General features: G+C 53.1%; 23 protein-coding genes. 13 read left to right on the top strand and 10 right to left on the bottom strand.

Annotation, left to right across the window (positions count from 1 at the left end; translation table 11 throughout):
- The first annotated feature begins 84 nt into the window (after window positions 1-84).
- Both nuoM and nuoN read left to right on the top strand, forming a co-directional pair.
- Entirely contained in the window at window positions 85-1,614 is a 1,530-nt protein-coding gene (gene nuoM / locus LG384_RS15870) for an NADH-quinone oxidoreductase subunit M (protein WP_045445562.1), read from the top strand.
- Between the two features lie 6 nt (window positions 1,615-1,620).
- Window positions 1,621-3,078 carry an NADH-quinone oxidoreductase subunit NuoN gene (nuoN, locus tag LG384_RS15865; protein WP_045445559.1) on the top strand — a complete coding sequence of 486 codons (1,458 nt, stop codon included), beginning with the start codon at window positions 1,621-1,623 and terminating at the stop codon, window positions 3,076-3,078.
- A 55-nt stretch (window positions 3,079-3,133) separates the two neighbouring features.
- On the opposite strand, the gene LG384_RS15860 is transcribed toward nuoN, so the two are convergent.
- A complete protein-coding gene (locus LG384_RS15860) occupies window positions 3,134-4,138 on the bottom strand; it encodes a chemotaxis protein (protein ID WP_045445556.1) in 1,005 nt (334 codons plus the stop codon).
- 63 nt (window positions 4,139-4,201) lie between these two features.
- Window positions 4,202-5,119: a ribonuclease BN gene (gene rbn, locus LG384_RS15855; RefSeq protein WP_225761218.1), complete on the bottom strand. Its 918-nt coding sequence runs from the start codon at window positions 5,117-5,119 to the stop codon at window positions 4,202-4,204.
- A gap of 68 nt (window positions 5,120-5,187) precedes the next feature.
- Here rbn and LG384_RS15850 point away from each other — a divergent pair, with 68 nt between their 5' ends.
- From LG384_RS15850 to pmrD, 9 genes are all read left to right on the top strand, one after another.
- Entirely contained in the window at window positions 5,188-5,640 is a 453-nt protein-coding gene (locus LG384_RS15850; protein WP_225761217.1) for a GNAT family N-acetyltransferase, read from the top strand.
- A gap of 53 nt (window positions 5,641-5,693) precedes the next feature.
- Window positions 5,694-5,999: a stress response protein ElaB gene (elaB, locus tag LG384_RS15845; protein ID WP_045445550.1), complete on the top strand. Its 306-nt coding sequence runs from the start codon at window positions 5,694-5,696 to the stop codon at window positions 5,997-5,999.
- A 104-nt stretch (window positions 6,000-6,103) separates the two neighbouring features.
- The gene (menF, locus tag LG384_RS15840; RefSeq protein WP_200010205.1) at window positions 6,104-7,402 is read left to right on the top strand and encodes an isochorismate synthase MenF; all 1,299 of its coding nucleotides are present in this window, start codon (window positions 6,104-6,106) and stop codon (window positions 7,400-7,402) included.
- Between the two features lie 87 nt (window positions 7,403-7,489).
- Window positions 7,490-9,160 (top strand): 2-succinyl-5-enolpyruvyl-6-hydroxy-3-cyclohexene-1-carboxylic-acid synthase, encoded by a 1,671-nt coding sequence (gene menD / locus LG384_RS15835; protein WP_225761216.1) that lies wholly within the window; start codon window positions 7,490-7,492, stop codon window positions 9,158-9,160.
- Window positions 9,157-9,915 (top strand): 2-succinyl-6-hydroxy-2,4-cyclohexadiene-1-carboxylate synthase, encoded by a 759-nt coding sequence (gene menH, locus LG384_RS15830; protein ID WP_225761215.1) that lies wholly within the window; start codon window positions 9,157-9,159, stop codon window positions 9,913-9,915. Before menD ends, menH begins: the two co-directional genes overlap by 4 nt.
- A gap of 14 nt (window positions 9,916-9,929) precedes the next feature.
- Window positions 9,930-10,787 (top strand): 1,4-dihydroxy-2-naphthoyl-CoA synthase, encoded by an 858-nt coding sequence (menB, locus tag LG384_RS15825; RefSeq protein WP_045445537.1) that lies wholly within the window; start codon window positions 9,930-9,932, stop codon window positions 10,785-10,787.
- Window positions 10,787-11,749 carry an o-succinylbenzoate synthase gene (gene menC, locus LG384_RS15820; RefSeq protein ID WP_200010196.1) on the top strand — a complete coding sequence of 321 codons (963 nt, stop codon included), beginning with the start codon at window positions 10,787-10,789 and terminating at the stop codon, window positions 11,747-11,749. The genes menB and menC overlap by 1 nt, the downstream gene beginning before the upstream one ends.
- On the top strand, window positions 11,746-13,113 hold the full coding sequence (gene menE / locus LG384_RS15815; RefSeq protein WP_225761214.1) for an o-succinylbenzoate--CoA ligase: 1,368 nt from the start codon (window positions 11,746-11,748) through the stop codon (window positions 13,111-13,113). Before menC ends, menE begins: the two co-directional genes overlap by 4 nt.
- 106 nt (window positions 13,114-13,219) lie before the next feature.
- A complete protein-coding gene (gene pmrD / locus LG384_RS15810; RefSeq protein ID WP_045445519.1) occupies window positions 13,220-13,483 on the top strand; it encodes a signal transduction protein PmrD in 264 nt (87 codons plus the stop codon).
- Between the two features lie 2 nt (window positions 13,484-13,485).
- Here pmrD and arnF read toward each other — a convergent pair whose 3' ends face one another.
- The 8 genes from arnF to nudI form a co-directional block, all read right to left on the bottom strand.
- A complete protein-coding gene (gene arnF / locus LG384_RS15805; RefSeq protein ID WP_045445515.1) occupies window positions 13,486-13,872 on the bottom strand; it encodes a 4-amino-4-deoxy-L-arabinose-phosphoundecaprenol flippase subunit ArnF in 387 nt (128 codons plus the stop codon).
- Window positions 13,872-14,207, bottom strand: a complete 336-nt coding sequence (gene arnE / locus LG384_RS15800) for a 4-amino-4-deoxy-L-arabinose-phosphoundecaprenol flippase subunit ArnE (protein ID WP_225761213.1) — start codon at window positions 14,205-14,207, stop codon at window positions 13,872-13,874. The genes arnF and arnE overlap by 1 nt, the downstream gene beginning before the upstream one ends.
- Complete coding sequence (gene arnT, locus LG384_RS15795) at window positions 14,204-15,862, bottom strand: lipid IV(A) 4-amino-4-deoxy-L-arabinosyltransferase (protein ID WP_225761212.1); 1,659 nt, start codon at window positions 15,860-15,862, stop codon at window positions 14,204-14,206. The genes arnE and arnT overlap by 4 nt, the downstream gene beginning before the upstream one ends.
- A complete protein-coding gene (gene arnD, locus LG384_RS15790; RefSeq protein ID WP_225761211.1) occupies window positions 15,859-16,758 on the bottom strand; it encodes a 4-deoxy-4-formamido-L-arabinose-phosphoundecaprenol deformylase in 900 nt (299 codons plus the stop codon). The genes arnT and arnD overlap by 4 nt, the downstream gene beginning before the upstream one ends.
- A complete protein-coding gene (gene arnA, locus LG384_RS15785) occupies window positions 16,755-18,737 on the bottom strand; it encodes a bifunctional UDP-4-amino-4-deoxy-L-arabinose formyltransferase/UDP-glucuronic acid oxidase ArnA (RefSeq protein WP_225761210.1) in 1,983 nt (660 codons plus the stop codon). Before arnA ends, arnD begins: the two co-directional genes overlap by 4 nt.
- Complete coding sequence (gene arnC, locus LG384_RS15780) at window positions 18,734-19,717, bottom strand: undecaprenyl-phosphate 4-deoxy-4-formamido-L-arabinose transferase (RefSeq protein ID WP_200010183.1); 984 nt, start codon at window positions 19,715-19,717, stop codon at window positions 18,734-18,736. The genes arnA and arnC overlap by 4 nt, the downstream gene beginning before the upstream one ends.
- A 2-nt stretch (window positions 19,718-19,719) precedes the next feature.
- Window positions 19,720-20,859, bottom strand: coding sequence for a UDP-4-amino-4-deoxy-L-arabinose aminotransferase (gene arnB / locus LG384_RS15775; protein ID WP_225761209.1), 1,140 nt, complete (start codon window positions 20,857-20,859; stop codon window positions 19,720-19,722).
- A gap of 261 nt (window positions 20,860-21,120) precedes the next feature.
- Window positions 21,121-21,546 carry a nucleoside triphosphatase NudI gene (nudI, locus tag LG384_RS15770; RefSeq protein WP_225761208.1) on the bottom strand — a complete coding sequence of 142 codons (426 nt, stop codon included), beginning with the start codon at window positions 21,544-21,546 and terminating at the stop codon, window positions 21,121-21,123.
- A 228-nt stretch (window positions 21,547-21,774) separates the two neighbouring features.
- On the opposite strand from nudI, the gene LG384_RS15765 reads away from it, so the two are divergent.
- Both LG384_RS15765 and LG384_RS15760 read left to right on the top strand, forming a co-directional pair.
- Entirely contained in the window at window positions 21,775-22,317 is a 543-nt protein-coding gene (locus LG384_RS15765; protein WP_045445497.1) for a YfaZ family outer membrane protein, read from the top strand.
- A 105-nt stretch (window positions 22,318-22,422) separates the two neighbouring features.
- Entirely contained in the window at window positions 22,423-23,619 is a 1,197-nt protein-coding gene (locus LG384_RS15760; protein WP_225761207.1) for a nicotinamide mononucleotide deamidase-related protein YfaY, read from the top strand.
- Window positions 23,620-23,743: the final 124 nt, after the last annotated feature.

The raw sequence follows: 23,743 nt of genomic DNA, 5'->3' as shown, positions 1-23,743 counted from the left end.
CCGCAATCCGAAGTGAATTTTCTGTCGTGAGAATTCGTTGAAAATCAGGTCCTGTTGGGACTTTAACAAGGAATAAAGATCGCCATGTTACTACCCTGGCTAATATTAATTCCCTTTATCGGTGGCTTCCTGTGCTGGCAGACCGAACGCTTTGGCGTGAAGGTGCCGCGCTGGATCGCGCTGGTTACCATGGGATTGACGCTGGCGCTTGGCCTGCAACTGTGGTTGCAGGGCGGCTATTCACTGACGCAATCTGCTGGCATTCCGCAGTGGCAGTCTGAGTTCGTCGTGCCGTGGATCCCGCGCTTTGGCATCTCTATTCATCTGGCTATCGACGGTCTGTCGCTGCTGATGGTAGTGCTGACCGGTCTGCTCGGCGTTCTGGCGGTACTATGTTCCTGGAATGAAATCGAAAAATACCAGGGCTTTTTCCACCTGAACCTGATGTGGATCCTCGGCGGCGTAATTGGCGTGTTCCTTGCCATCGACATGTTCCTATTCTTCTTCTTCTGGGAAATGATGCTGGTGCCGATGTACTTCCTGATCGCGCTGTGGGGGCATAAAGCTTCTGACGGTAAAACGCGTATCACGGCGGCCACTAAGTTCTTCATCTATACCCAGGCGAGTGGCCTGGTCATGTTGATCGCCATCCTGGCTCTGGTATTTGTGCACTACAAAGCAACCGGTGTCTGGACCTTCAACTATGAAGAGTTGCTGAATACCCCGATGTCCCACGGCGTGGAATATCTGCTGATGCTGGGCTTCTTCATCGCCTTCGCGGTGAAAATGCCGGTGGTTCCGCTGCACGGCTGGTTGCCGGACGCGCACTCCCAGGCACCGACCGCAGGTTCCGTTGACCTGGCGGGGATTTTGCTGAAAACCGCGGCATACGGTCTGCTGCGTTTCTCCCTGCCGCTGTTCCCGAACGCGTCGGCGGAGTTCGCACCTATCGCCATGTGGCTGGGCGTTATCGGTATTTTCTACGGCGCGTGGATGGCCTTTAATCAGTACGACATCAAACGTCTGATTGCCTACACCTCTGTATCGCACATGGGCTTCGTGCTGATTGCTATCTACACCGGCAGCCAACTGGCTTACCAGGGCGCGGTGATCCAGATGATCGCTCACGGCCTGTCCGCAGCCGGTCTGTTCATTCTGTGTGGTCAGTTGTACGAACGTCTGCATACGCGTGATATGCGTATGATGGGCGGTCTGTGGGGCAAAATGAAATGGCTGCCAGCGCTGTCGATGTTCTTCGCGGTATGTACGCTGGGTATGCCAGGCACCGGTAACTTCGTTGGCGAATTCATGATTCTGTTCGGCAGCTACCAGGTGGTTCCGGTCATTACGGTGATCTCGACCTTTGGTCTGGTATTTGCCTCTGTTTACTCGCTGGCGATGCTGCATCGCGCTTACTTCGGTAAGGCGAAAAGCCAGATTGCCAGTGTTGAACTGCCAGGGATGTCGCTGCGTGAGCTGTTTATCATCCTGTTGCTGGTCGTGCTTCTGGTACTGCTTGGCTTCTATCCGCAGCCGATTCTGGATACCTCGCATTCTGCGATGAGCAACATCCAGCAGTGGTTTGTTAATTCCGTTACTACTACAAGGCCGTAAATCGCCATGACAATAACTCCACAACACCTGATTGCGCTGCTACCGCTGCTGATCGTCGGCTTGACGGTGGTGGTTGTGATGCTCTCCATTGCGTGGCGACGCAATCACTTCCTCAATGCCACGCTGTCGGTCATTGGGCTTAACGCCGCGCTGGTTTCGCTCTGGTTTGTTGGCCAGGCGGGCGCAATGGATGTCACCCCGCTGATGCGGGTTGACGGTTTCGCTATGCTCTACACCGGGCTGGTGCTGCTGGCGAGCCTTGCCACCTGTACCTTTGCCTACCCGTGGCTGGAAGGCTATGACGATAACCGGGAAGAGTTCTACCTGCTGGTGTTGATCGCCGCGCTGGGTGGCATTCTGCTGGCGAACGCCAACCATCTGGCGGCGCTGTTCCTCGGTATCGAACTGATCTCTCTGCCGCTGTTTGGTCTGGTTGGCTATGCGTTCCGTCAGAAGCGTTCGCTGGAAGCCAGTATCAAATACACCATCCTGTCTGCCGCAGCCTCTTCATTCCTGCTGTTTGGTATGGCGTTGGTGTACGCGCAGTCAGGCAACCTGTCGTTTGTTGCGCTCGGTAAGAGCCTCGGCGATGGTATGCTGAACGAACCGCTGCTGCTGGCCGGTTTTGGTCTGATGATCGTTGGTCTGGGCTTTAAACTCTCGCTGGTGCCGTTCCATCTGTGGACGCCAGACGTATACCAGGGCGCTCCTGCTCCGGTATCCACCTTCCTGGCGACGGCGAGCAAAATCGCTATCTTCGGCGTGGTAATGCGTTTGTTCCTGTACGCGCCGGTGGGTGACAGCGAAGCGGTACGTATCGTGCTGGGTGTCATCGCCTTTGCTTCCATTATCTTCGGTAACCTGATGGCGCTGAGCCAGACCAACATCAAACGTCTGCTGGGTTATTCTTCTATCTCTCACCTCGGTTATCTGCTGGTGGCGCTGATTGCTCTGCAAAGCGGTGAGATGTCGATGGAAGCGGTCGGCGTTTACCTGGCTGGTTATCTGTTCAGCAGCCTGGGTGCGTTTGGTGTGGTCAGCCTGATGTCCAGCCCGTACCGCGGCCCGGATGCCGATTCTCTGTTCTCCTACCGTGGGTTGTTCTGGCATCGTCCGATCCTTGCGGCAGTGATGACGGTGATGATGTTGTCTCTGGCGGGGATCCCGATGACGCTGGGCTTTATCGGTAAATTCTACGTACTGGCAGTTGGTGTGCAGGCCAACCTGTGGTGGTTGGTTGCCGCAGTAGTCGTCGGGTCCGCGATTGGTTTGTACTACTACCTGCGTGTTGCCGTGAGCCTGTACCTGAGCGCACCGCAGCAGCTTAACCGTGATGCACCGTCTAACTGGCAGTACAGTGCTGGTGGTATCGTGGTACTGATCTCTGCTCTGCTGGTTCTGATCCTCGGTGTCTACCCGCAACCGTTGATCAGCATCGTGCAGTTGGCAGCACCGCTGATGTAAGCGAAAAGTTGAAACGAAAAAACCCGCCTCGGCGGGTTTTTTTATGCAGCAAATATCAGGCTGAAAGCTGACGACTTACCAGCGGTCCGCTGACGTCTTTCGCCGCGCGCTCCATCACTTCCTGAATCACAGAAGACAGCTCGTTAATCTCAAATTTTGCCACGTAGCCATCTGCCTTTACTCTGCGAACGTGATCTTCATTTGCACTACCGGAGAGTGAAGAGTGGATCACTACCGGGATCTTTTTCAGACGCTCATCGGTTTTAATCTTGCGGGTGAGTGTAAAACCGTCCATCTCCGGCATTTCCAGATCGGTGAGCACCAGGGCGATTTTCTCGCTGATGGGTTTACCTTCCGCCAGGGCCTCCTGAGACAGTTGCTGTATTTTTTCCCACGCGTCTTTGCCCGTCACATGCATCAGATGGGGGATTTCCATGGCATTAAGCCCTTTCTCCAGCATCGCGCGGGCGACTTTTGAGTCTTCTGCAACAATCGCTACCGCACCCGGTGTGATATTGAACTTACTGGTTTTAAGATTGGTGGCACGCAGATCGTGATTTGACGGCACGATGTCATACAGGATTTGTTCAACGTCGAGTACCAGCGCCAGGTTGTTGGTCTCTTTATTGTCGTCCAGACAGGCGATACTGGTGATATAGCGACCGTTAACAGCTTTCTCCGCAGTATGCACCTGCTGCCAGTCCAGGCGCATAATGTTTTCCACGGATTCCACCGCAAATGCCTGCACGCTGCGGGCGTATTCAGTAATCAACAGGATATTAAGACCGGTTTCTGGTTTACATCCGGCAACGGCTGGCAGGTCAATTACCGGGATCACCTGATCACGGATATTCACCATACCTAACAGCGGGGCTTTCATGCCAGCCGGACGCGTAAACGTGGGCATCGGGACGATTTCACGCAGCTTGAATACGTTGATGCCAAACAGCTCCGATTTCTGCTCATCCAGTGATGTGCCCAGACGAAACAGCAACAGTTCAAAGCGGTTAGACAGGGTTAGGTTTGTCCTGTCGTCGATGTCTTTTTGAAAATTGTTCATCCTGTCCTCAGTGTGAAAGCCAGCTTTTCTCTGTTATCGGCACTGAGGCGAAAAAATAGAGCACTAAACCGTGAAAATGGCGAAATCGTGAGCCAGTTCGGTCGCCGGAAACAGGGTCCTGCACTCTTCGAGCAAACGCTGGCAGCCTTTTTCATCGTAGCGTGAGCTGACGTGGGTTATTATCAAACGGCTCACTCCGGCCTCCAGAGCCAACTGAGCGGCTTGTCGGGTAGAGCTGTGTCCACGGCTGTTGGCTTTTTCCTCCATCGACGAATCCAGCGTGGTTTCATGAATCATGGCATCCACACCTTTTGCCAGCTCGATGGCGGTAGCACACGGTGCGGTATCGCCGAAAATAGCAACAGATTTGCCCGGTATTGCCGGCGCGAGAAAATCTGCACCGTTAATCGAGCGGCCATCTTCCAGCACGATGCTCTTTCCGGCTTTCAGTTCCTGAAACCAGGGACCCGGTTTCACACCCGCAGCCTTTAGTGCTTTAGCGTCAAGCGCGCCGGGTTTGTCATGTTCTTCGACCCGATAGCCGTAACACTCCACAGGGTGTTCCAGTGCGAACGCAGTAACTTTCCGCAAGCCATCATCCAGAATTTCACCCGCGGTAACTTCCACAATCTCCAGCGGATAATCGGTCCAGGAGCCGCTAAGGCGTAATGCGGTCTCGGTAAACTCCCGTAATCCTTTCGGACCGTAGAGTGTCAGTGGCTGAACGTTTCCGGCCATCGAACGGCTACACAATAGCCCGGGTAAGCCAAAGAGATGATCGCCATGCAGATGGCTGATAAAAATTCGCTCGAGCTTTCCCGGATTAAACGGTGTACTAAGCATCTGGTGCTGCGTCCCTTCGCCGCAATCGAAAAGCCATAGCCCCGCCTGCGTGGGATGTTGCAGATTCAGTAGTATTGCCGTTACATTGCGTGAGCGAGTGGGAACACCCGCAGACGTGCCTAAAAATAGTAATTCCATCTTTTGCGTTACACTTTTCGCCATCATTGAGGCAGGGTGTTCAGGTTATCACAACAAAGGGGCAGACAATGATTCACTGGCAAGATCTCCACCATACAGAACTGAACGTCCAGCAACTGTATGCCATTCTTCAGCTTCGCTGCGCGGTATTTGTCGTTGAGCAACAGTGTCCGTATCAGGATGTGGACGGCGATGATCTGGTGGGTGAAAACCGTCACATTCTGGGGTGGTATAACGGTCAACTGGTAGCGTATGCGAGGATTCTGAAAAGTGACGAGGATCTGGAGCCGGTAGTGATTGGTCGAGTGATCGTAAGCGAAGCGTTACGTGGTGAAAAACTGGGTCAACAGCTGATGGTGCAGACGCTGGCATCGTGCTCGCAGCACTGGCCGCACAAGGCGTTATATCTCGGCGCACAGGCACATCTGCAATCCTTTTACGCACGCTTTGGTTTTATGCCGGTAACGGATGTCTATGACGAAGATGGTATCCCACACATAGGCATGGCGCGTGAGGCGTAAATAGCCACTGTTGTCTATAGTTAGTGGATACGTAAATAGAAAGGGAGAATATAATGTCTTTTCGTTCTGATGAATCACGTATTGACGACGACCTGGAACTACTCAGTGAAACGCTGGAAGAAGTGCTGCGTTCATCGGGTGATCCTGCTGACCAGAAGTATCTTGAGTTAAAAGCGCGCGCTGAGCAGGCGCTGGAGGATGTGAGAAATCGCGTAAGCCATGCCTCTGACAGCTATTATTATCGCGCGAAGCAGGCAGTTTGCCGGGCTGATGACTATGTACATGAAAAGCCCTGGCGTGGGATTGGCGTCGGCGCAACGGTCGGTTTAGTGATGGGTTTATTGTTGGCACGGCGATAAATTCAGCACCCTCTTCGCAATAGTAAGTACTCCCTAAACGGGGGTACTGCTTTTTCTGTTCAGTACCCCGTATAATGAGAGGTTTTTAACAGGGAGAGGTCCGCGTGCATTCAATCACTACTGCGCTGGAAAGTCTGATGCGCCATTTGTCGCAAGAGATACCAGCAGCACCTGGAATTCGTATTTACGATATACCTTTCCCGCTGAACGATGCATTTGACGCTTTAGGATGGCTGGCCAGCCAACCCGTCTGGCCGCAGTTTTACTGGCAGCAGCGTAACGGCGATGAAGAAGCTGCTGTGCTGGGAGCTACCGCCACATTCTCTTCTCTCGAATCTGCCCAGCAGTTTTTACGCCAGCATGAAGATAATCCAGAACTACGGATCTGGGGATTGAATGCGTTCGAGCCTCAACGCGGTAATTTACTGTTACCCCGTCTGGAGTGGCGACGCTGCGCAGGAATGGCGACTTTACGGTTACATCTTTATAGTGATGTTTCTCTGCGCGAAGATGCTGCGCGTGCTGGCGCATTTCTCTCAGCACTTGCCAGTGTTAAGCCACTTCCCACATTGCGCCTGAATTTGACCGGTGAACAGCACTGGCCTGATAAAGCTGGCTGGACACGCCTGATTGAACTTGCCACGCAAACCATCGCCAGAGAAGATCTCGATAAAGTGGTGCTGGCGAGGGCCACCGATTTACAGTTCTCTCATCCGGTGCATGCCGCAGCGGTAATGGCTTCAAGCCGTCGTTTAAACCTCAACTGCTACCATTTCTTTATGGCATTCTCCGCCGAATGCGCTTTTCTTGGTTCGTCTCCCGAACGCCTGTGGCGGCGGCGTGACACCGCTTTGCGTACCGAAGCGCTGGCCGGAACTGTCGCTAATCATCCTGACGATCACCGGGCCTGGCAGCTTGGCGAATGGCTAATGAAAGATGATAAAAACCAGCGTGAGAATATGCTGGTGGTGGAAGATATCTGCCAGCGGTTACAGAACTGCACGCAAACGCTCGACGTGCTTCCCCCGCAGGTGCTTAGATTACGCAAAGTGCAGCATTTGCGGCGTTGTATCTGGACGGCATTGAATCAGCCAGATGACGCGCTTTGCCTGATGCAGCTACAGCCGACGGCCGCCGTGGCAGGTATTCCGCGCGAGCTGGCGCGCGAGTTTATCCAGCATCATGAACCTTTTGAACGCGAATGGTATGCCGGATCTGCGGGATACCTCTCTCTGCGCCAAAGCGAGTTCTGCGTATCGTTACGTTCTGCGAAAATTAATGCAAACGTGGTACGCCTGTATGCCGGGGCGGGGATCGTGCGTGGCTCAGATCCAGAGCAGGAATGGCAGGAAATAGACAATAAAGCGGCAGGGTTACGTACTTTATTACAGATGGAAGGATAATGATTTCGTGTATATTCCCGACTCATATCAAAAATCCATTTATTCGATTCTTTATACTGTGTCGCAATATTGATACCGGACAATCTCATGTCAGTAAGCGCATTTAACCGACGCTGGGCGGCGGTCATTCTGGAAGCACTCACTCGCCACGGCGTCAGGCATGTTTGCATTGCGCCTGGCTCACGTTCGACGCCGTTGACTCTGGCTGCAGCGGAAAACTCTGCTTTTATACACCATACGCATTTTGACGAGCGTGGGCTTGGGCATCTGGCTTTAGGGCTGGCAAAGGTCAGCAGACAACCTGTTGCAGTGATTGTGACCTCCGGCACGGCAGTGGCGAATTTGTATCCGGCGCTGATCGAAGCGGGTCTGACCGGTGAAAAACTGATTTTACTTACGGCGGACAGGCCGCCAGAACTGATTGATTGCGGGGCGAATCAGGCGATTCGCCAGGCGGGTATGTTTGCCTCACATCCATCGCATACGCTCTCTTTACCACGTCCAACGCAGGATATTCCGGCAAGCTGGCTGGTTTCCACCATTGATAACGCATTAGCCTCACTGCATAGCGGCGCAGTACACATAAATTGCCCGTTTGCAGAACCGCTGTATGGCGATATGGACGAAACTGGCGTTGAGTGGCAACAGCACCTTGGTGACTGGTGGCAGGATGACAAACCGTGGCTGAGCGAATCACGTCGGCTGGAAAGTGATAAGCAGCGTGACTGGTTTTTCTGGCGACAAAAACGTGGCGTGGTGATTGCCGGTCGCATGAGTGCGGAAGAGGGCAAGAAAGTTGCACTCTGGGCGCAGACGTTAGGCTGGCCGCTGATTGGCGATGTATTGTCGCAAACCGGGCAACCGTTGCCATGTGCCGATCTGTGGCTGGGTAATGCAAAAGCGGTGGCTGAGTTACAGCAGGCGCAGATTGTGGTGCAGCTCGGCAGTAGCCTGACCGGGAAACGTCTGCTGCAGTGGCAGGCCAGTTGCGATCCGCAGGAATACTGGATTGTCGATAATATCGAAGGACGTCTGGATCCGGCTCATCATCGTGGACGCCGGTTAGTCGCGAAGATAAATGACTGGCTGGAACTGCATCCGGCTGAGAAGCGTCAGCCCTGGTGCGTGGAGATTCCACGTCTCGCAGAACAATCCTGGCAAGCGGTGGTGGCACGTCGTGATACCTTCGGAGAAGCACAACTGGCGCACCGCATTCGGGATTATCTACCTGAACAGGGACAGCTGTTTGTGGGTAATAGTCTGGTGGTGCGTCTGATAGACGCACTGTCGCAGCTTCCTGTCGGTTATCCGGTTTACAGCAATCGTGGGGCGAGCGGTATCGACGGTTTGTTGTCTACAGCCGCGGGCGTACAACGCGCCAGCGCGAAATCGACGCTGGCTATTGTCGGCGATTTATCCGCGCTGTATGACCTGAATGCACTGGCGTTATTACGCAAGGTCTCTGCTCCGTTCGTATTGATTGTGGTGAATAATAACGGTGGTCAGATTTTCTCACTACTGCCAACGCCACAAAGCGAACGCGAACGCTTCTATCTGATGCCGCAGAACGTCCACTTTGATCACGCGGCAGCCATGTTCAACCTGAAATATCACCGACCGGAAAGCTGGGAGCAACTGGAAAGCGCGCTGGCGAATGCCTGGCGAACCCCTGCTGCAACGGTGATTGAGCTGGTAGTGAATGAAACTGACGGGGCGCAAACTCTGCAGCAACTGCTGGCACAGGTGAGCCATCTATGATCCTGCACGCGCAGGCGAATGAGGGCCAGGCGGGTTATCCCTGGCTGGTTTTCCTGCACGGATTCTCAGGTGATTGTCAGGAATGGCAAACGGTCGGCGAGACGTTTCAAAACTACTCGCGATTGTACATCGATCTGCCAGGACACGGCGGTTCTGCTGACATTCGCGGGAGGGGCTTTGATGACGTCAGTGAATTGCTGCGTAATACTTTATTTAGTTACAACATACTTAACTACTGGTTGGTGGGATATTCTCTTGGCGGCAGAGTCGCGATGATGGCGGCCTGCCAGGGGATGCCGGGGCTTTGCGGATTGGTTGTTGAAGGTGGACATCCTGGGCTACAACGCGAAGATGAGCGGATTCAGCGTCGTCTCTCAGATGGCCGCTGGGCCGCACGTTTTCGCCGGGAACCGTTGCGTGATGTGTTTAATGACTGGTATCAACAGCCAGTTTTCGCCTCGTTAAGCCCTGTACAACGACAGGCGCTCGTGGCGCTGCGCAGCCATAATAATGGTGTTACGTTGGCTGCAATGCTGGAGGCTACCTCGCTTGCCGTCCAACCTGATTTACGTGCGCAACTCACTACGCGCACATTTCCGTTTTATTATTTATGTGGTGAACGTGACGATAAATTCCGCGCTTTGGCGACGGAAATGTCTGTACCGAACCATGTGATTCGTAACGCCGGACACAACGCGCATCGGGATAATCCCGCAGGCGTGGTGGACTGTCTGGCTCAGATTCTGCGTCGCTGACTAAAGGACATTTTATGATCTATCCTGATGAAACAATGCTTTACGCACCGGTAGAATGGCTCGATTGCTCTGAAGGCTACACCGACATTCGCTACGAAAAATCCACCGACGGTATCGCAAAAATCACCATTAATCGTCCGCAGGTACGCAACGCATTTCGCCCTGTTACCGTTAAAGAGATGATTCAGGCGCTGGCGGATGCACGTTATGACGATAACATTGGCGTGATTATCCTGACGGGTGCTGGCGACAAAGCGTTCTGCGCGGGCGGCGATCAGAAAGTGCGCGGTGACTACGGCGGATACCAGGATGACTCCGGAGTGCATCACCTGAACGTGCTGGACTTCCAGCGTCAGATTCGTACCTGTCCGAAGCCTGTTGTGGCGATGGTTGCGGGTTATTCCATTGGCGGTGGTCACGTGCTGCACATGATGTGTGACCTGACTATTGCAGCAGAAAACGCCATCTTCGGTCAGACTGGACCAAAAGTCGGTTCATTCGACGGTGGTTGGGGTGCCTCTTACATGGCGCGCATTGTCGGCCAGAAAAAAGCGCGTGAAATCTGGTTCCTGTGCCGTCAGTACGATGCAAAACAGGCGCTGGATATGGGCCTGGTCAATACCGTGGTTCCGCTGGCGGATCTGGAAAAAGAGACCGTACGCTGGTGTCGTGAAATGCTGCAAAACAGCCCGATGGCGCTGCGTTGCCTGAAAGCTGCGCTGAACGCTGATTGTGATGGTCAGGCGGGTCTGCAGGAACTGGCTGGTAACGCCACCATGCTGTTCTACATGACGGAAGAAGGACAGGAAGGCCGTAACGCCTTTAACCAGAAACGTCAGCCTGACTTCAGCAAATTCAAACGGAATCCGTAATGCGTAGCGCGCAGGTATACCGCTGGCAGATCCCCATGGACGCGGGGGTGATTCTGCGCGACAGGCGGTTAAAAACGCGTGACGGGCTGTACGTTTGTCTTCGTGACGGCGAGCACGAAGGGTGGGGAGAGATCTCCCCACTGCCGGGCTTCAGCCAGGAAACCTGGGAAGAGGCGCAAACTGCGCTGCTGAGCTGGGTAAACGGCTGGTTACAGGGGGATTCAACCTTACCGTCGATGCCTTCAGTGGCCTTTGGCGCAAGCTGTGCGCTGGCTGAACTTGAGGGGGCATTGCCTGATGCGGCGGACTATCGCGCTGCGCCGTTGTGTACGGGCGATCCTGATGATCTGGTTTTGCAGCTGGCAGACATGCCGGGCGAGAAGGTCGCGAAGGTGAAAGTCGGTCTGTATGAAGCGGTACGCGACGGCATGGTCGTCAACCTGTTGCTTGAGGCGATCCCCACGTTACATCTGCGTCTTGATGCTAACCGTGCCTGGACGCCGCTTAAAGCGCAGCAGTTCGCGAAATATGTTAATCCGGAGTATCGCGCGCGCATTGCTTTTCTCGAAGAGCCGTGTAAAACCCGCGACGATTCGCGCGCGTTTGCTCGCGAAACCGGGATTAGCATCGCCTGGGATGAAAGCCTGCGTGAAGCAGACTTTACCTTTATAGCTGAAGAGGGTGTGAGTGCGGTTGTCATCAAACCAATGCTCACCGGCAGTCTGGATAAGGTTCGCGAACAGGTTGAGGCGGCGCACGCGCTGGGGCTTACGGCAGTAATCAGTTCGTCTATTGAGTCGAGCCTGGGTTTAACTCAACTGGCCCGGATTGCCGCCTGGCTGACGCCACAGACCATTCCTGGTCTGGATACGCTTAGTCTGATGCAATGCCAGCAGGTACGCAGCTGGCCGGGCAGCATGTTGCCGTGTGTCGACGTTGATTCTTTGGAACGGCTGTTATGAGCTTCCCTGACTGGCCGTGGCGTCACTGGCGGCAGGTTCGGGGAGATGCGCCAGCCTTACGCCTCAATGATGAGGTGCTAAGCTGGCGAGATCTCTGCACCCGGGTAGACGCTCTGGCTACAGGGTTTGCCGCTCAGGGCGTGGAAGAGGGCGATGGCGTACTGTTGCGAGCCTGGAATCATCCCCGGACTCTGATGGCCTGGCTGGCATTGTTGCAGTGCGGAGCCCGGGTTTTACCTGTGAATCCACAACTGCCTCGGTCATTGCTGGAGACATTGGTACCTGATTTAACGCTGTATTTTGCGCTGAATCTGGAAGGCGACGATACATTTTCAGCGCTGACGCCACTGCGAATGCGCGAACAGTCTGGCGAGTATGCTGTCGCCTGGCTGCCCCAGCGTTTGAGCTCGATGACGTTAACCTCCGGTTCAACCGGGTTACCTAAGGCGGCTGTCCATACCTGCGAGGCTCATCTGGCTAGCGCACAGGGCGTGCTGTCGCTTATCCCGTTTGGTACAAAAGATGACTGGCTGCTCTCACTGCCGTTATTTCATGTATCTGGTCAGGGTATTCTGTGGCGCTGGCTGTTTGCGGGCGCGCGAATAACCGTGCGTGACAAGCAGCCGCTGGAACAGATGTTGATTGGCTGTACCCATGCTTCGCTCGTGCCCACACAGCTCTGGCGTTTGCTGGTGAATAAAACACCGGTAACGCTGAAAGCCGTATTGCTGGGAGGTGCGGCAATCCCCGTTGAACTGACTGAACAGGCGCGCGAGCACGGGATTCGTTGTTGGTGCGGTTACGGGCTGACGGAATTTGCCTCTACGGTTTGCGCAAAAGAAGCGGATGGTCTGGGCGATGTAGGCTCCCCTTTGCCGGGCAGAGAAGTCAGAATTGTTAATGATGAAGTCTGGCTGCGAGCCGCCAGTATGGCACAAGGGTACTGGCGTAACGGGAAACTTAACCCACTGGTTAATGCTGAAGGCTGGTTTGCCACCCGCGACCGTGGGGTATTAAATGACGGTAAGTTAACCATTGTCGGCCGCCTGGATAATCTGTTCTTTAGCGGTGGGGAAGGTATCCAGCCGGAAGAGGTGGAGCGCGTGATTACGTCGCATCCGCAGGTTCTGCAAGCCTTTGTTGTTCCGCTGGAAGACAGAGAGTTTGGGCATCGTCCGGTAGCAGTCGTTGAATATGACGCTGACGCTGGAAAAATTGACCTTGCCGAATGGGTTAACGATAAGTTGGCGCGTTTTCAGCAGCCGGTGCGTTGGCTGACATTACCGCCAGAGCTGAAAACCGGTGGTATTAAAGTTTCTCGCCGTGCGTTGCTTGACTGGGTTCGTGCCAACGATAAAGATTAAGGCCGCATTCATTTTACATCTCATTTTGCCATTCCATACCCATTGTTGTTTTGTTTATCTGCTAAAGTGTAACTTGTTATGATATTTATTAACAAACAGGTGCGCTATGGAATGGCATGTGAAGAAGTCTTGCTGTCTCAAAAAGACAGGGAAAATTTATATCGTAATTTGCGATAGCGGCGGCTCACTGAAGATGCTGGCTGAGGCGCAAACCTCTGAGCGGGTTAATGTCGGCGATCTTCTTTCACCGCTGAAAGATGCTTTGTATTGTATTAATCGTGATACATCACGGGTGATTAAAATAATAGATGCCAGACAATACCACTGTGACGACTGGCAGCGTCTGTTGCATCTGTCTGAGGGCAAATAACCTCAGGAAGCCTGTCCGGGAGAAGGCAGAAAAATCATCATTAGCCCTGCCATGATGCACAACACTCCAGCAAACGCCTTCAATGAGAAAGTCCCCTGCCAGCCGGGTAAAATCATCGATGCTACCCATACCAGCACATAGCTGAGGCTGAGCAGGGCATATGCTTTGCTCAGAGCCAGCTGGTGCAGGGCTTTATGCCAGCAGATAACTGACAGTAAATACCCCAACAGACCGGCATACAGGGCTAGCGCCCCGATGCTGGTGGACAATAAAGCGGATATAAACGCCTGCGGATATTGTATCGGCGGCAGACTATCCATCGCATAACCCAGACTTAGTTGAGCGGCAGAAGTAATGAAAACGCTGCACAAACCCCAAAATATGCCCATTACACCGCGCTCCCAAGAATAAAGATGCCGGTGATGAGCAGCCCAACCCCCAGCCAGTGACGCCTTGTGACAGGTTCGCGCCAGATTTTCCATGCAGCCAGTGTGACCCATACAAAGTTGAGACTCAGCATCGGATAGGCGATGCCGACGGGAATGTTCTGCAATACTGCCATCCAGAGCAGCATAGCCAGACCCAGACAGGCCAGAGCCAGGACAACCCACCGCATAATATGACGTTTTCGCGCGTGGACGGGTACCGGGCGAGTGGCCTGCTTCTGGCATAGTTGTCCGCAGACGCTGAGCAGGCTGGCAAGAACCAGGATTATCCAGATCATTTTGGTCGATACTGAATCAAAACCAGGCGTCCCTGATTATCGATATAGTCAGCAGGCGGAATGGCAAGTTGATTAATATCTTCACCTTTCGAAATTGACAACACGAGGGTAATGTTTCCTTCCTGACGATGTTGTGCTAACCAGTTTGCAAAGTCATCCCGGCTGACAAAGCGGCCTCTGGCATCCGGATAGTTGAGTCCGTATTTTAACTCGCCCGCTTGTCCGTACATGATGATGTCGTCGCGTTTCAGACTCCAGGCCAGGCCCGCAGCGACACCTACGTTATCGGAGAGAATATAACGACTCGACTCCAGCGACTCTTTGGTCATCTCAACAAAAAACTGAGGCTGCTTAGATTCCATGACCCGATCGGGTATTGAAAAGCCAAACAACAGCGCCAGTCCCAGTGGACAAAGCGCTGCGAATTTCCAGTTTTTCTCGGTACTGTTCAGCGTATACCAGCCAAAAAAAGTCCAGCTAATAAAAATGCCCCACACACAAAAAACCTTATAGGTTTCAATATGCGTCCAGACAGGCGACTTTAACGGCCCCAACGTGGACGCGATAAAAGTTGCGACAATGCCGAGCACGCCAAACAGGATGTTAATCCAGCCATTAACACGTAAAGCAATGGAACCCTTTTGTGCTGCCTGCAGGCCGAAACGCGCAGTGAGGATCGCAAGCGGTGCGAAGCAGGAAAGAATATAGGTCGGCAATTTTCCTTTGGCGATACTGAAAAACAGTATCGGCATGATTATCCAGCTCAGCAGGTACAAGGCACTGCGCGGAAAATCACGTTCACGCCAGCCCGTACGCAGTGCGCCAGGCAGCAGGCCAAGCCAGGGCAGGCAGCCTGCGATAAACACAGGCAGGTAATACCAGAACGGCGCTTTATGCTGGGCATCCACCTGCGCAAACCGCTGAATATGTTCGACCCAGAAAAAGTAATGCCAGAAGTCAGGTTCGCGTTGTGCAATGGCCATCGCCCACGGCAGAACAATCGCTATACAGCCTAAAATTGCCAGCCAGCCGTAGATAAAAAATGTTTTCCAGCGTTTTTGCACCCAGACCCATGGCAGTACGCTGAGTACCGGGACGGCCAGCGCGAGAAAACCTTTGGTCATTACTCCCATACCGCAGGTTAACCCTAGCAGTAAAAAAGCGATGATTTTGCGTTTTTTACTGGTGGCCTGCATGCCTTCCCAAAAACAGAACATGCCCGCCATCAGCCAGAGTGCGATGATAGGATCAAGAACCGCGTAGGTTCCGATGCTGTAAACGGAGAAAAACGTTAAGAAAATGACTGAAGAGAGTAAGGCTGCGCGTTTATCCTGCCATAACCGCATTGCAAATCCGGCTACCAGCAGTGCGGTCAGCAGTGTAGCAAAAATTGCACCTGCCCTGACGCCAAAGTTGGTGGCACCAAAGAGCCATTGCCCGATGCTGTTTAGCCAGTATCCGGCAATGGGTTTTTCAAAATAGCGTAGCCCTAAAAAGTGCGGGACTATCCAGTCGCCCGCGTTCAGCATTTCCCGACTGATTTCAGCATAGCGCGTCTCGTCAGGCTGCCAGAGCATGCGGCTATTGATGGGTAAAACGTAATACAGCGCAATAAAGGCGATAAATGCCATTATGTTGCGTATGGATCTCATCATGTCGCGCTCACTGGTTGCTGGCAGCCGAGCCATCCCTCTCTGCCGGGTATTTTGCCACGTATGATTTGTCCTGATGGCAACGTGTTAATGTCGTCCGGCAGCAGATCGCCAAGTGGACAAAACGTAATCCCCGCATCAATTGCGCGAATCAGTAGAGTGTTAAAATCCTGATGAAATGCGATACCTTCGACTTCCGCATGAATTGTGTACACAGATGTTCCTCTGTTCATCAGCATGTGGGAGAGGATCCAGGAATTGAAATCGACAGCTTGCACTTCCCCGCCAACCACTTCATCCCATGTCGGTAAGGTAACGGGAATTTGCGGCGTGCCTGTTTTGCCTGTCTCAAGCACCGGGCGGAATAACGATGTTCCCCGACAGTCGCTGTTATAACGTAGCTTGAACGCTTCTTTTGCGTGGACAACGCGTGCATCGGCACGCCAGCCGGCAACGGCAGAACAGGTGACAGGCTGTCCGGTAATGGCTTCGAGAGCGGTGATACCCTGGGAAATATCATCGATCAGCTGTTTGTCATTCCAGTTCCCGCTGCGAGCCTGCCAGGCGTGGTGATCCCAGGCATGTAACCCGGTTTCGTGAACCAGAGCCGTTTGCTGAATAATTGCCGCATTGGCCTGGCCGATCTCTTTTCCAGGCCACGCGGTACCTGCCAGCAAAATATCCCATCCGTAGAGGGAGGCAGCGTTTGAGCGCAGCATCTTCCATAGAAACTGCGGCTTTACCATACGCCAGAGATGGCGTCCCATGTTGTCAGGCCCAACGCTGAAGAAAAAACTTGCCCGAATGTTATGTCGGTTCAATGTCTCCAGCAGGCGGGGTACGCCTTCGCGCGTCCCCCTGAAGGTATCGACATCAATACGCAAGCCTACCTGTTTCATGATCTCTGTTCCGTGATATCCACACTGCGCAAGAAGAAATCCAGGGTTTCTTCCACAGTCTCCAGCATTTCGATGGAGGGCTCCCAGTTCAGGCAGCGCTTGGCATTGCGAATATTGGGTTTCCGGTGTTCAACGTCCTGATAACCTTTACCATAGTAGCTGCTGCTTTCGACGTCACGAAAACCGGCAAATGGTGGAAAGTGTTGGCGCAACGGATGTCTTTCGAAGCAGGCCAGCAGCATTTCCGCCAGTTCCTGAATACTGGCTTCATTATCCGGATTACCAATATTGATAATCTCGCCGTCGCAGCGTCCGCCGTCGTTTTCAATGATACGGAACAGAGCTTCGATACCATCGCGAATATCAGTAAAGCAGCGCTTCTGTTTACCGCCTTCAATCAGCTTAATCGGTGACCCTTCCACCAGATTCAGGATCAGCTGAGTAATGGCGCGTGAGCTACCGATACGTGCAGCGTTGAGGCTGTCCAGACGTGGTCCCATCCAGTTAAACGGACGGAACAGCGTGAAGCGTAATCCCTCTTTTTCGCCATACGCCCAAATGACGCGATCCAGAAGCTGTTTGGACACTGAGTAGATCCAGCGTGGTTTATTGACCGGGCCAACGGTAAGGTTTGAGCTGTCTTCATCAAAGACCTTATCGCTACACATCCCGTAAACTTCTGAGGTGGAGGGGAAAATGATGCGCTTTTGATATTTCACGCAGTAGCGAATGATCCTCAGGTTCTCTTCAAAATCAAGTTCGAAGACGCGCAGCGGATTACGGGTGTATTCAATCGGCGTGGCAATCGCCACCAGCGGCAGCACGACGTCGCATTTTTTCACATGATATTCAATCCATTCGGAATGAATACTGATATCGCCTTCCACAAAATGGAACCGCGGGTGTTGCAGAAAACGCCCAATCGCATCGCTGCCAATATCGAGCCCATAGACTTCATAGTTATCTTCGCGCAGCAGGCGTTCTGTCAGATGATTACCAATGAAACCATTAACGCCGAGGATCAAAACACGAGTACGACGTTTGCGGGTGGAAAGCGGCTGGCTGTTCAGATGAGACCCCGCAACCAGACCCAGCACTTGCGCCAACTGCGATCCCTGCATAGTGATACCATCGCCAGCTTGCCCGGTGATGATTTCGAGCGCCCCATCAGCACAGGCAATCAGTAATGGTGACACTGAAAGCACGGTCCCTGGCTGGGCTACAGCGCGATGAGCAGACAGTCGTGATGACCAGACAGTGAATTTTTGTGTTCCCACGTAGCTGAATGCGCCCGGCCAGGGATCGGATACGGCACGTACCATGTTATGTAACTGCGCTGCAGGTTTACGCCAGTCGAGGAAGCTGTCGTCCGGTGTCCGTCGACCAAAGCAGGTGGCTTCTGTTTCCTGCTGAGGGCGTTCCTGAAAGTCACCCGTTTTGATAGCCGGCAGCGCCTGTTCGAGAACCTGCCGGGCAGTCTGGCACAGTTTATGATGCAGCGTTAAGGCTACGTCGTCGGGGGAAATGGCAACACGTTGTTGAGCAATAATAGCGCCCGCATCCGCGCGTTTTACCATGCGATGAAGCGTCACGCCCGTTTCTGTTTCTCCGTTGACCAAAACCCAGTTCAGCGGTGCGCGGCCACGATACTTGGGCAGCAGCGAGCCGTGCAGGTTAAAGGCACCCACAGGCGCAAGATTCAGAATGTCATCGCTCAGTAAATGACGATAGTAGAACGAGAAGATAACATCTGGCGCGAGCTGGCTAATTCGTTCAATCCATAGCGGATGATTGACCTCGTCAGGGGCGTAAACCGGTATGCCTGCGCTGGCCGCCAGCCGGGAAACCGAACCGAAAAATGCTTTCTCAGCAGGGTTATCGGCGTGGGTAAAAATAGCTGCGATTTCATAACCTGCATCCAACAAGGCTTGAATTCCCTGACATCCCATATCGTGATAAGCAAATACGACGGCTTTCATGCGTGGTGTTCCTCGGTTGAGTGCGTGGTTTGTGGACGAATAACGTGTTGAACAAAATAACGGGGGCGGGCACGGACATCGTTATAGATGCGACCGATATATTCGCCGAGTAATCCCATGCCTATAAACTGTGCGCCGATAAACGTGAACAGTACGGCAAACAGCATGAATACCCCTTCCGCAGCCCACTGTGGGCCTAGCGTCAGGCGAAGAATGACCAGCAGGACGGACAGAGTGAAACCCGTGGCGGCAATCACGCTGCCCAGCAGACTCAACATACGCAGTGGTGTGGTTGTCAGGCAGGTCACCAGGTCATACATCAGGTTAATCAGGCGCATGAAGCTGTACTTAGAATCGCCAAATTCACGTTCCGCGTGATGCACCGGAATTTCCGTTGCGCGCCGGGCAAAGATGTTGGCCAGAATCGGAATGAAGGTGCTGCGTTCCTGGCAATGCAGCATGGCATCAACGATGTGACGGCGATAAGCACGCAGCATGCAGCCGTAATCTCCCATCGCTTTTCCGGTGGTTCGCTGAATCAGATGGTTGATCATCCGGGAGGCGGTCTTACGAAACACACTGTCTTGCCTGTTCTGGCGCACCGTTCCGACGACATCGAAACCTTCATCAGCTGTGGCAACCAGCCGGGGGATCTCCTCCGGAGGGTTTTGTAAATCGGCATCCAGCGTGATAATCAAGTCGCCGGTAACGTGGCTAAAACCGGCCATAATTGCCGAGTGTTGCCCGTAGTTTCGGTTGAGCAGAATAGAGACAATATGGCTGTTCTGCGCATGAGAAGCCTCCATCATCAGTTGAGCGGAATTATCGCTGCTGCCGTCATCGATCAGCAGAATTTCGTATTCTTTTCCCAGCTTTTCGCAGGCGGCGCAGGTACGTTTAATTAACTCTGGCAGGCTTTCCTGTTCGTTAAACACGGGAATAACCACCGAGACTTTCTTAATCGGCGTGGCTTCAAACATGATTATTGTCCTGCTATCTGGCGAAGTGCTGTAATCACGCGCCGGGTATCATCGGCGGTCATGTCAGGGAATAACGGCAGCGAACAGATGTGCGCGCTATTCCATTCCGTATCAGGAAGCGAAAGGGTAGTGAAACGTTCGCGATAATATTTTTGCGTGTGTGCGGCGCGAAAATGCAGGCCGGTACCAATACCTCTGGCTTTAAGCGCTTCCATTAACGCATCTCTGCTTATACCGCAGCGTGCTTCATCGACACGAATAATAAACAGGTGCCAGGCGTGTACATGCGACCACCGCGGCAGGTTCAGCGGCTGAAAAGGCGAATCAGCCAGCGCTTGTTGGTACTGTTGGGCAATTTCCGCGCGGCGCGCGTTCAGTTGCGCCAGTTTGCCCAGTTGCGCCAGGGCGATAGCAGCATTGATGTCGGTGAGGTTGTATTTGTATCCCGGCGTGAGAACTTCTGCCTGCGGGGCTCGGCCGTAGGTTTGTCGGTCATACGCATCCACTCCCAGGCCGTGAAATTTCAGGCTGCGTAACCGTTGAGCCAGCTGTTTGTCGTCAGTAACAACCAGCCCGCCTTCCGCACAGGTAATATTTTTGATGGCGTGAAAGGAGAAGATTGCCGTGCCGCGAGCACCAACATGACGACCTTTATATAACGTTCCCACGGCATGGGCTGCGTCTTCTATCACCGGGATCCCATAGCGCTCGCCGATAGCGTAAATCGCGTCAAGATCGGCGGGAGCACCTGCGTAATGCACCGGTATAATAGCTTTGGTTCGTGGCGTAATAGCGGCTTCAATTTGCTCCGGTGTTACCATCAGCGTATCGCGGTCGACATCGATCATGACCGGCGTGGCTCCCAGCAGGACAATCATGTTGAGCGTAGAAACCCACGTCATTGAAGGCGTGATGACTTCATCGCCTTCACCCACACCCAACGCCATCAGCGTGACGTGCATACCTGCGGTGGCAGAGCAGACGGCAACCGCATGTTGGTTTCCCGTAAGCCGACAGAACGCCTCCTCCAGCTCATGGTTTTTAGGGCCGGTGGTAATCCATCCTGAATCCAGAACCGCCTTAACTGCGGTAAGTTCTTCAGTACCCATTGCCGGGCGAGAGAAGGGCAAAAAGTCAGACATCATTATTCCTTCAAGCCATTAAACGCAGTCGTAGGTTTATTTTTATGACAAACAAGCGCGCGTTAATTATTTCATCAGGCTACAAAGGTTAATGATCGAAGGTTAATTTATCCTTAAGGATTTAAGGTGGAGAAAAGAGGGCGATGCAGAAGAGATTAATTGTTATTTAATTGATATTAAACATTTTGTTTGCTCAGCCCCGAAGGGCTGGTGCATAAAGATATTAAGTCAGCGAGGTGATTCTAAGAAGCAGCGTTGTACTTACAGTAATCCTTTTAATGTTAATGTCTTTCGGGTGGCGATGTTTAAGTCGTAATGTTCAAGATCTTCTGGTTTTACCCAGGCGAAATCCTGAAACTCTTCATTAATGTTCACTTCGCGATTGGCAGAAATGCAGTCGAAGATCAGATAAATCATGTAAATCTCTTCCTGCCTGCCGTCAGCATACGTTTTGGTGCGGATATCATCGCTGAAGGTCCAGGGGGTGATATCGGTCAACACAAGCTGCTCGCCTAACTCTTCCCTTACTTCCCGTCGCAGGGCTTCTTCGATACGTTCGCCAGGTTCCACGCCACCGCCCGATAACGCCCACTGACCGGGAAAAACACCGCGATCGTTGGCCATTTTACACAGCAAATAACAGCCTTCATTTTGAATTAATGGGCAAACAATTGTCCTTTGACGCACGGTTATGTTCCTTATGTACAGAGATGAGGCAAAAGAATACGGGAGCTGACGCGTTGGTTAAAGTGATTATTGTCAATTCCATCGTCACTTATTGAAACGGTTTCGGGTAGTATTTCGTTACAATATGTTATTAGATCGCTTTTTTAGCTCATTGATTCCTTTGCTGTTGGCAGTACAATCCTGCGGTTTTGGGGCACATTAATTACTTGCTTGCTGGAAAGGGTAAAAATGAAAAAAAGCGTACTGTTAGGACTTGCCGGAATGCTGTTTGTTTCCGCATCGGCTAATGCCATCAGCATCAATGGTCAGGCTGGTGAAGATTACACCAACATTGGCGTCGGCTTTGGCACCGAGTCAACCGGATTAGCGGTAAGCGGCAACTGGATGCACAATGATGACGATGGCGACGCGGCTGGTCTGGGTCTTGGTCTGAATATCCCGCTTGGACCGCTGTTGGCTACTGTTGGCGGCAAAGGTATTTACACCAATCCGAAGGATGGTGATGAAGGTTATGCGGCGGCTGTTGGTGGTGGTCTGCAGTGGCCGATTGGCGACAGCCTCCGTCTGTTTGGCGAATACTATTACTCTCCGGACTCGCTCTCCAGCGGTATCGACAGCTTTGAAGAAGCGAATGCCGGTGCGCGCCTGACGATTATGCGTCCACTGAGCATTGAAGCGGGTTATCGCTACCTGAATCTGGCCGGTAAAGATGGCAACCGTGATAACGCGATTGCTGACGGCCCGTACGTTGGGGTTAGCGCCAGCTTCTAATCTTCCTGGCGCGGCGTTCTGCTGCGCCTGTTTTACTCCTCTTCCTTCTCCATGTTCCCCCTGCATTGCGTTATAGTGTTTCTATTACAAAAGCAGGAGAACACAATGTTAAATGTGGAGATGCTATCCACCGGGGATGAAGTGTTGCACGGGCAGATCGTCGACACCAACGCTGCCTGGCTGGCCGATTTTTTCTTTAATCAGGGATTACCGTTAACGCGCCGTAACACGGTAGGCGACAATCTTGACGATTTGGTCGCTATCTTGCGTGAGCGTAGTGAACACGCCGATGTGTTGATCGTCAATGGCGGCTTAGGGCCAACCAGCGATGATTTGAGTGCACTGGCAGCGGCAACGGCAAAAGGTGAGGGACTGGTGCTGCATGAGCCATGGCTGGCCCAGATGGAGAGCTTTTTCCGCGAGCGCGGCCGCGTGATGGCGCCGAGCAATCACAAACAGGCCGAGCTTCCTGCCAGCGCGGAGTTTATTAATAATCCGGTGGGCACTGCATGTGGCTTTGCCGTTAAGCTAAACCGCTGCCTGATGTTCTTTACGCCGGGCGTGCCGTCAGAATTTAAAGTCATGATCGAGCATGAGATCCTGCCGCGCTTGCGTGAGCGTTTCTCGCTCTCTCAGCCCCCTCTATGTCTGCGATTAACCACCTTTGGCCGCTCTGAAAGCGATCTGGCACAGAGCCTGGATTCTCTGTCACTACCGGCAGGGGTGACAATGGGGTATCGCTCATCCATGCCAATTATCGAGTTGAAACTCACCGGGCCGGATTCCCAACGTGAAGCGATGATGGCGCTGTGGCCGGAAGTTAAACGGGTCGCCGGACAGAACATGATTTTTGAGGGGACGGAAGGATTACCCGCGCAAATCGCCCGTAAGTTACAGGATCGCCAGTACAGCCTGACGTTGAGCGAACAGTTCACCAGTGGTCTGGTTGCTCTGCAACTTTCCCGTGCTAACGCCCCACTGCTGGCCAGCGAGGTGGTCCCTTCTCAGGAAGAAACGCTGGCGCAAACGGCGCACTGGATAACTGAACGACGCGGCAACCATTATGCTGAGCTGGCGTTGGCGGTATCGGGTTTCGAAAACGAACATATTAACTTTGCCCTGGCAACGCCCGATGGTACATATGCCTTGCGCGTGCGACTGAATGCGAATCGCTATAGCTTGCCGGTTCGTCAGGAAGTCTGCGCGATGATGGCGCTAAATATGCTGCGTCGCTGGCTAAACGGGCAGGATCTTGCCAGCGAACACGGCTGGATTGAAGTGGTTGAGTCGCTGACGATCTAGCCTGTAAATTGCCCGGTAGCGCTGCGCTTATCGGGCTTTAAGTGAACGTCTGCTTATGTGTGTGAGTAGACGTTCCCCCGCCATTCGGCAATTTCTCCTGCATTATTGTCCAACCTGTTGTACT

It is taken from the genome of Citrobacter sp. Marseille-Q3906 (genome assembly GCF_916618775.1).
Taxonomy (GTDB): domain Bacteria; phylum Pseudomonadota; class Gammaproteobacteria; order Enterobacterales; family Enterobacteriaceae; genus Citrobacter; species Citrobacter murliniae.
This window is presented reverse-complemented; position numbering and strand designations above follow the sequence as displayed.

What these genes read in the sequence shown, in the direction of transcription:
- nuoM (WP_045445562.1), top strand. Translation starts at nt 85, where the DNA reads ATGTTACTACCCTGGCTAATATTAATTCCCTTTATCGGTGGCTTCCTG.
- nuoN (WP_045445559.1), top strand. Translation starts at nt 1,621, where the DNA reads ATGACAATAACTCCACAACACCTGATTGCGCTGCTACCGCTGCTGATC.
- LG384_RS15860 (WP_045445556.1), bottom strand. Translation starts at nt 4,138, where the DNA reads ATGAACAATTTTCAAAAAGACATCGACGACAGGACAAACCTAACCCTG.
- rbn (WP_225761218.1), bottom strand. Translation starts at nt 5,119, where the DNA reads ATGGAATTACTATTTTTAGGCACGTCTGCGGGTGTTCCCACTCGCTCA.
- LG384_RS15850 (WP_225761217.1), top strand. Translation starts at nt 5,188, where the DNA reads ATGATTCACTGGCAAGATCTCCACCATACAGAACTGAACGTCCAGCAA.
- elaB (WP_045445550.1), top strand. Translation starts at nt 5,694, where the DNA reads ATGTCTTTTCGTTCTGATGAATCACGTATTGACGACGACCTGGAACTA.
- menD (WP_225761216.1), top strand. Translation starts at nt 7,490, where the DNA reads ATGTCAGTAAGCGCATTTAACCGACGCTGGGCGGCGGTCATTCTGGAA.
- menH (WP_225761215.1), top strand. Translation starts at nt 9,157, where the DNA reads ATGATCCTGCACGCGCAGGCGAATGAGGGCCAGGCGGGTTATCCCTGG.
- menB (WP_045445537.1), top strand. Translation starts at nt 9,930, where the DNA reads ATGATCTATCCTGATGAAACAATGCTTTACGCACCGGTAGAATGGCTC.
- menC (WP_200010196.1), top strand. Translation starts at nt 10,787, where the DNA reads ATGCGTAGCGCGCAGGTATACCGCTGGCAGATCCCCATGGACGCGGGG.
- menE (WP_225761214.1), top strand. Translation starts at nt 11,746, where the DNA reads ATGAGCTTCCCTGACTGGCCGTGGCGTCACTGGCGGCAGGTTCGGGGA.
- pmrD (WP_045445519.1), top strand. Translation starts at nt 13,220, where the DNA reads ATGGAATGGCATGTGAAGAAGTCTTGCTGTCTCAAAAAGACAGGGAAA.
- arnF (WP_045445515.1), bottom strand. Translation starts at nt 13,872, where the DNA reads ATGGGCATATTTTGGGGTTTGTGCAGCGTTTTCATTACTTCTGCCGCT.
- arnE (WP_225761213.1), bottom strand. Translation starts at nt 14,207, where the DNA reads ATGATCTGGATAATCCTGGTTCTTGCCAGCCTGCTCAGCGTCTGCGGA.
- arnT (WP_225761212.1), bottom strand. Translation starts at nt 15,862, where the DNA reads ATGATGAGATCCATACGCAACATAATGGCATTTATCGCCTTTATTGCG.
- arnD (WP_225761211.1), bottom strand. Translation starts at nt 16,758, where the DNA reads ATGAAACAGGTAGGCTTGCGTATTGATGTCGATACCTTCAGGGGGACG.
- arnA (WP_225761210.1), bottom strand. Translation starts at nt 18,737, where the DNA reads ATGAAAGCCGTCGTATTTGCTTATCACGATATGGGATGTCAGGGAATT.
- arnC (WP_200010183.1), bottom strand. Translation starts at nt 19,717, where the DNA reads ATGTTTGAAGCCACGCCGATTAAGAAAGTCTCGGTGGTTATTCCCGTG.
- arnB (WP_225761209.1), bottom strand. Translation starts at nt 20,859, where the DNA reads ATGTCTGACTTTTTGCCCTTCTCTCGCCCGGCAATGGGTACTGAAGAA.
- LG384_RS15765 (WP_045445497.1), top strand. Translation starts at nt 21,775, where the DNA reads ATGAAAAAAAGCGTACTGTTAGGACTTGCCGGAATGCTGTTTGTTTCC.
- LG384_RS15760 (WP_225761207.1), top strand. Translation starts at nt 22,423, where the DNA reads ATGTTAAATGTGGAGATGCTATCCACCGGGGATGAAGTGTTGCACGGG.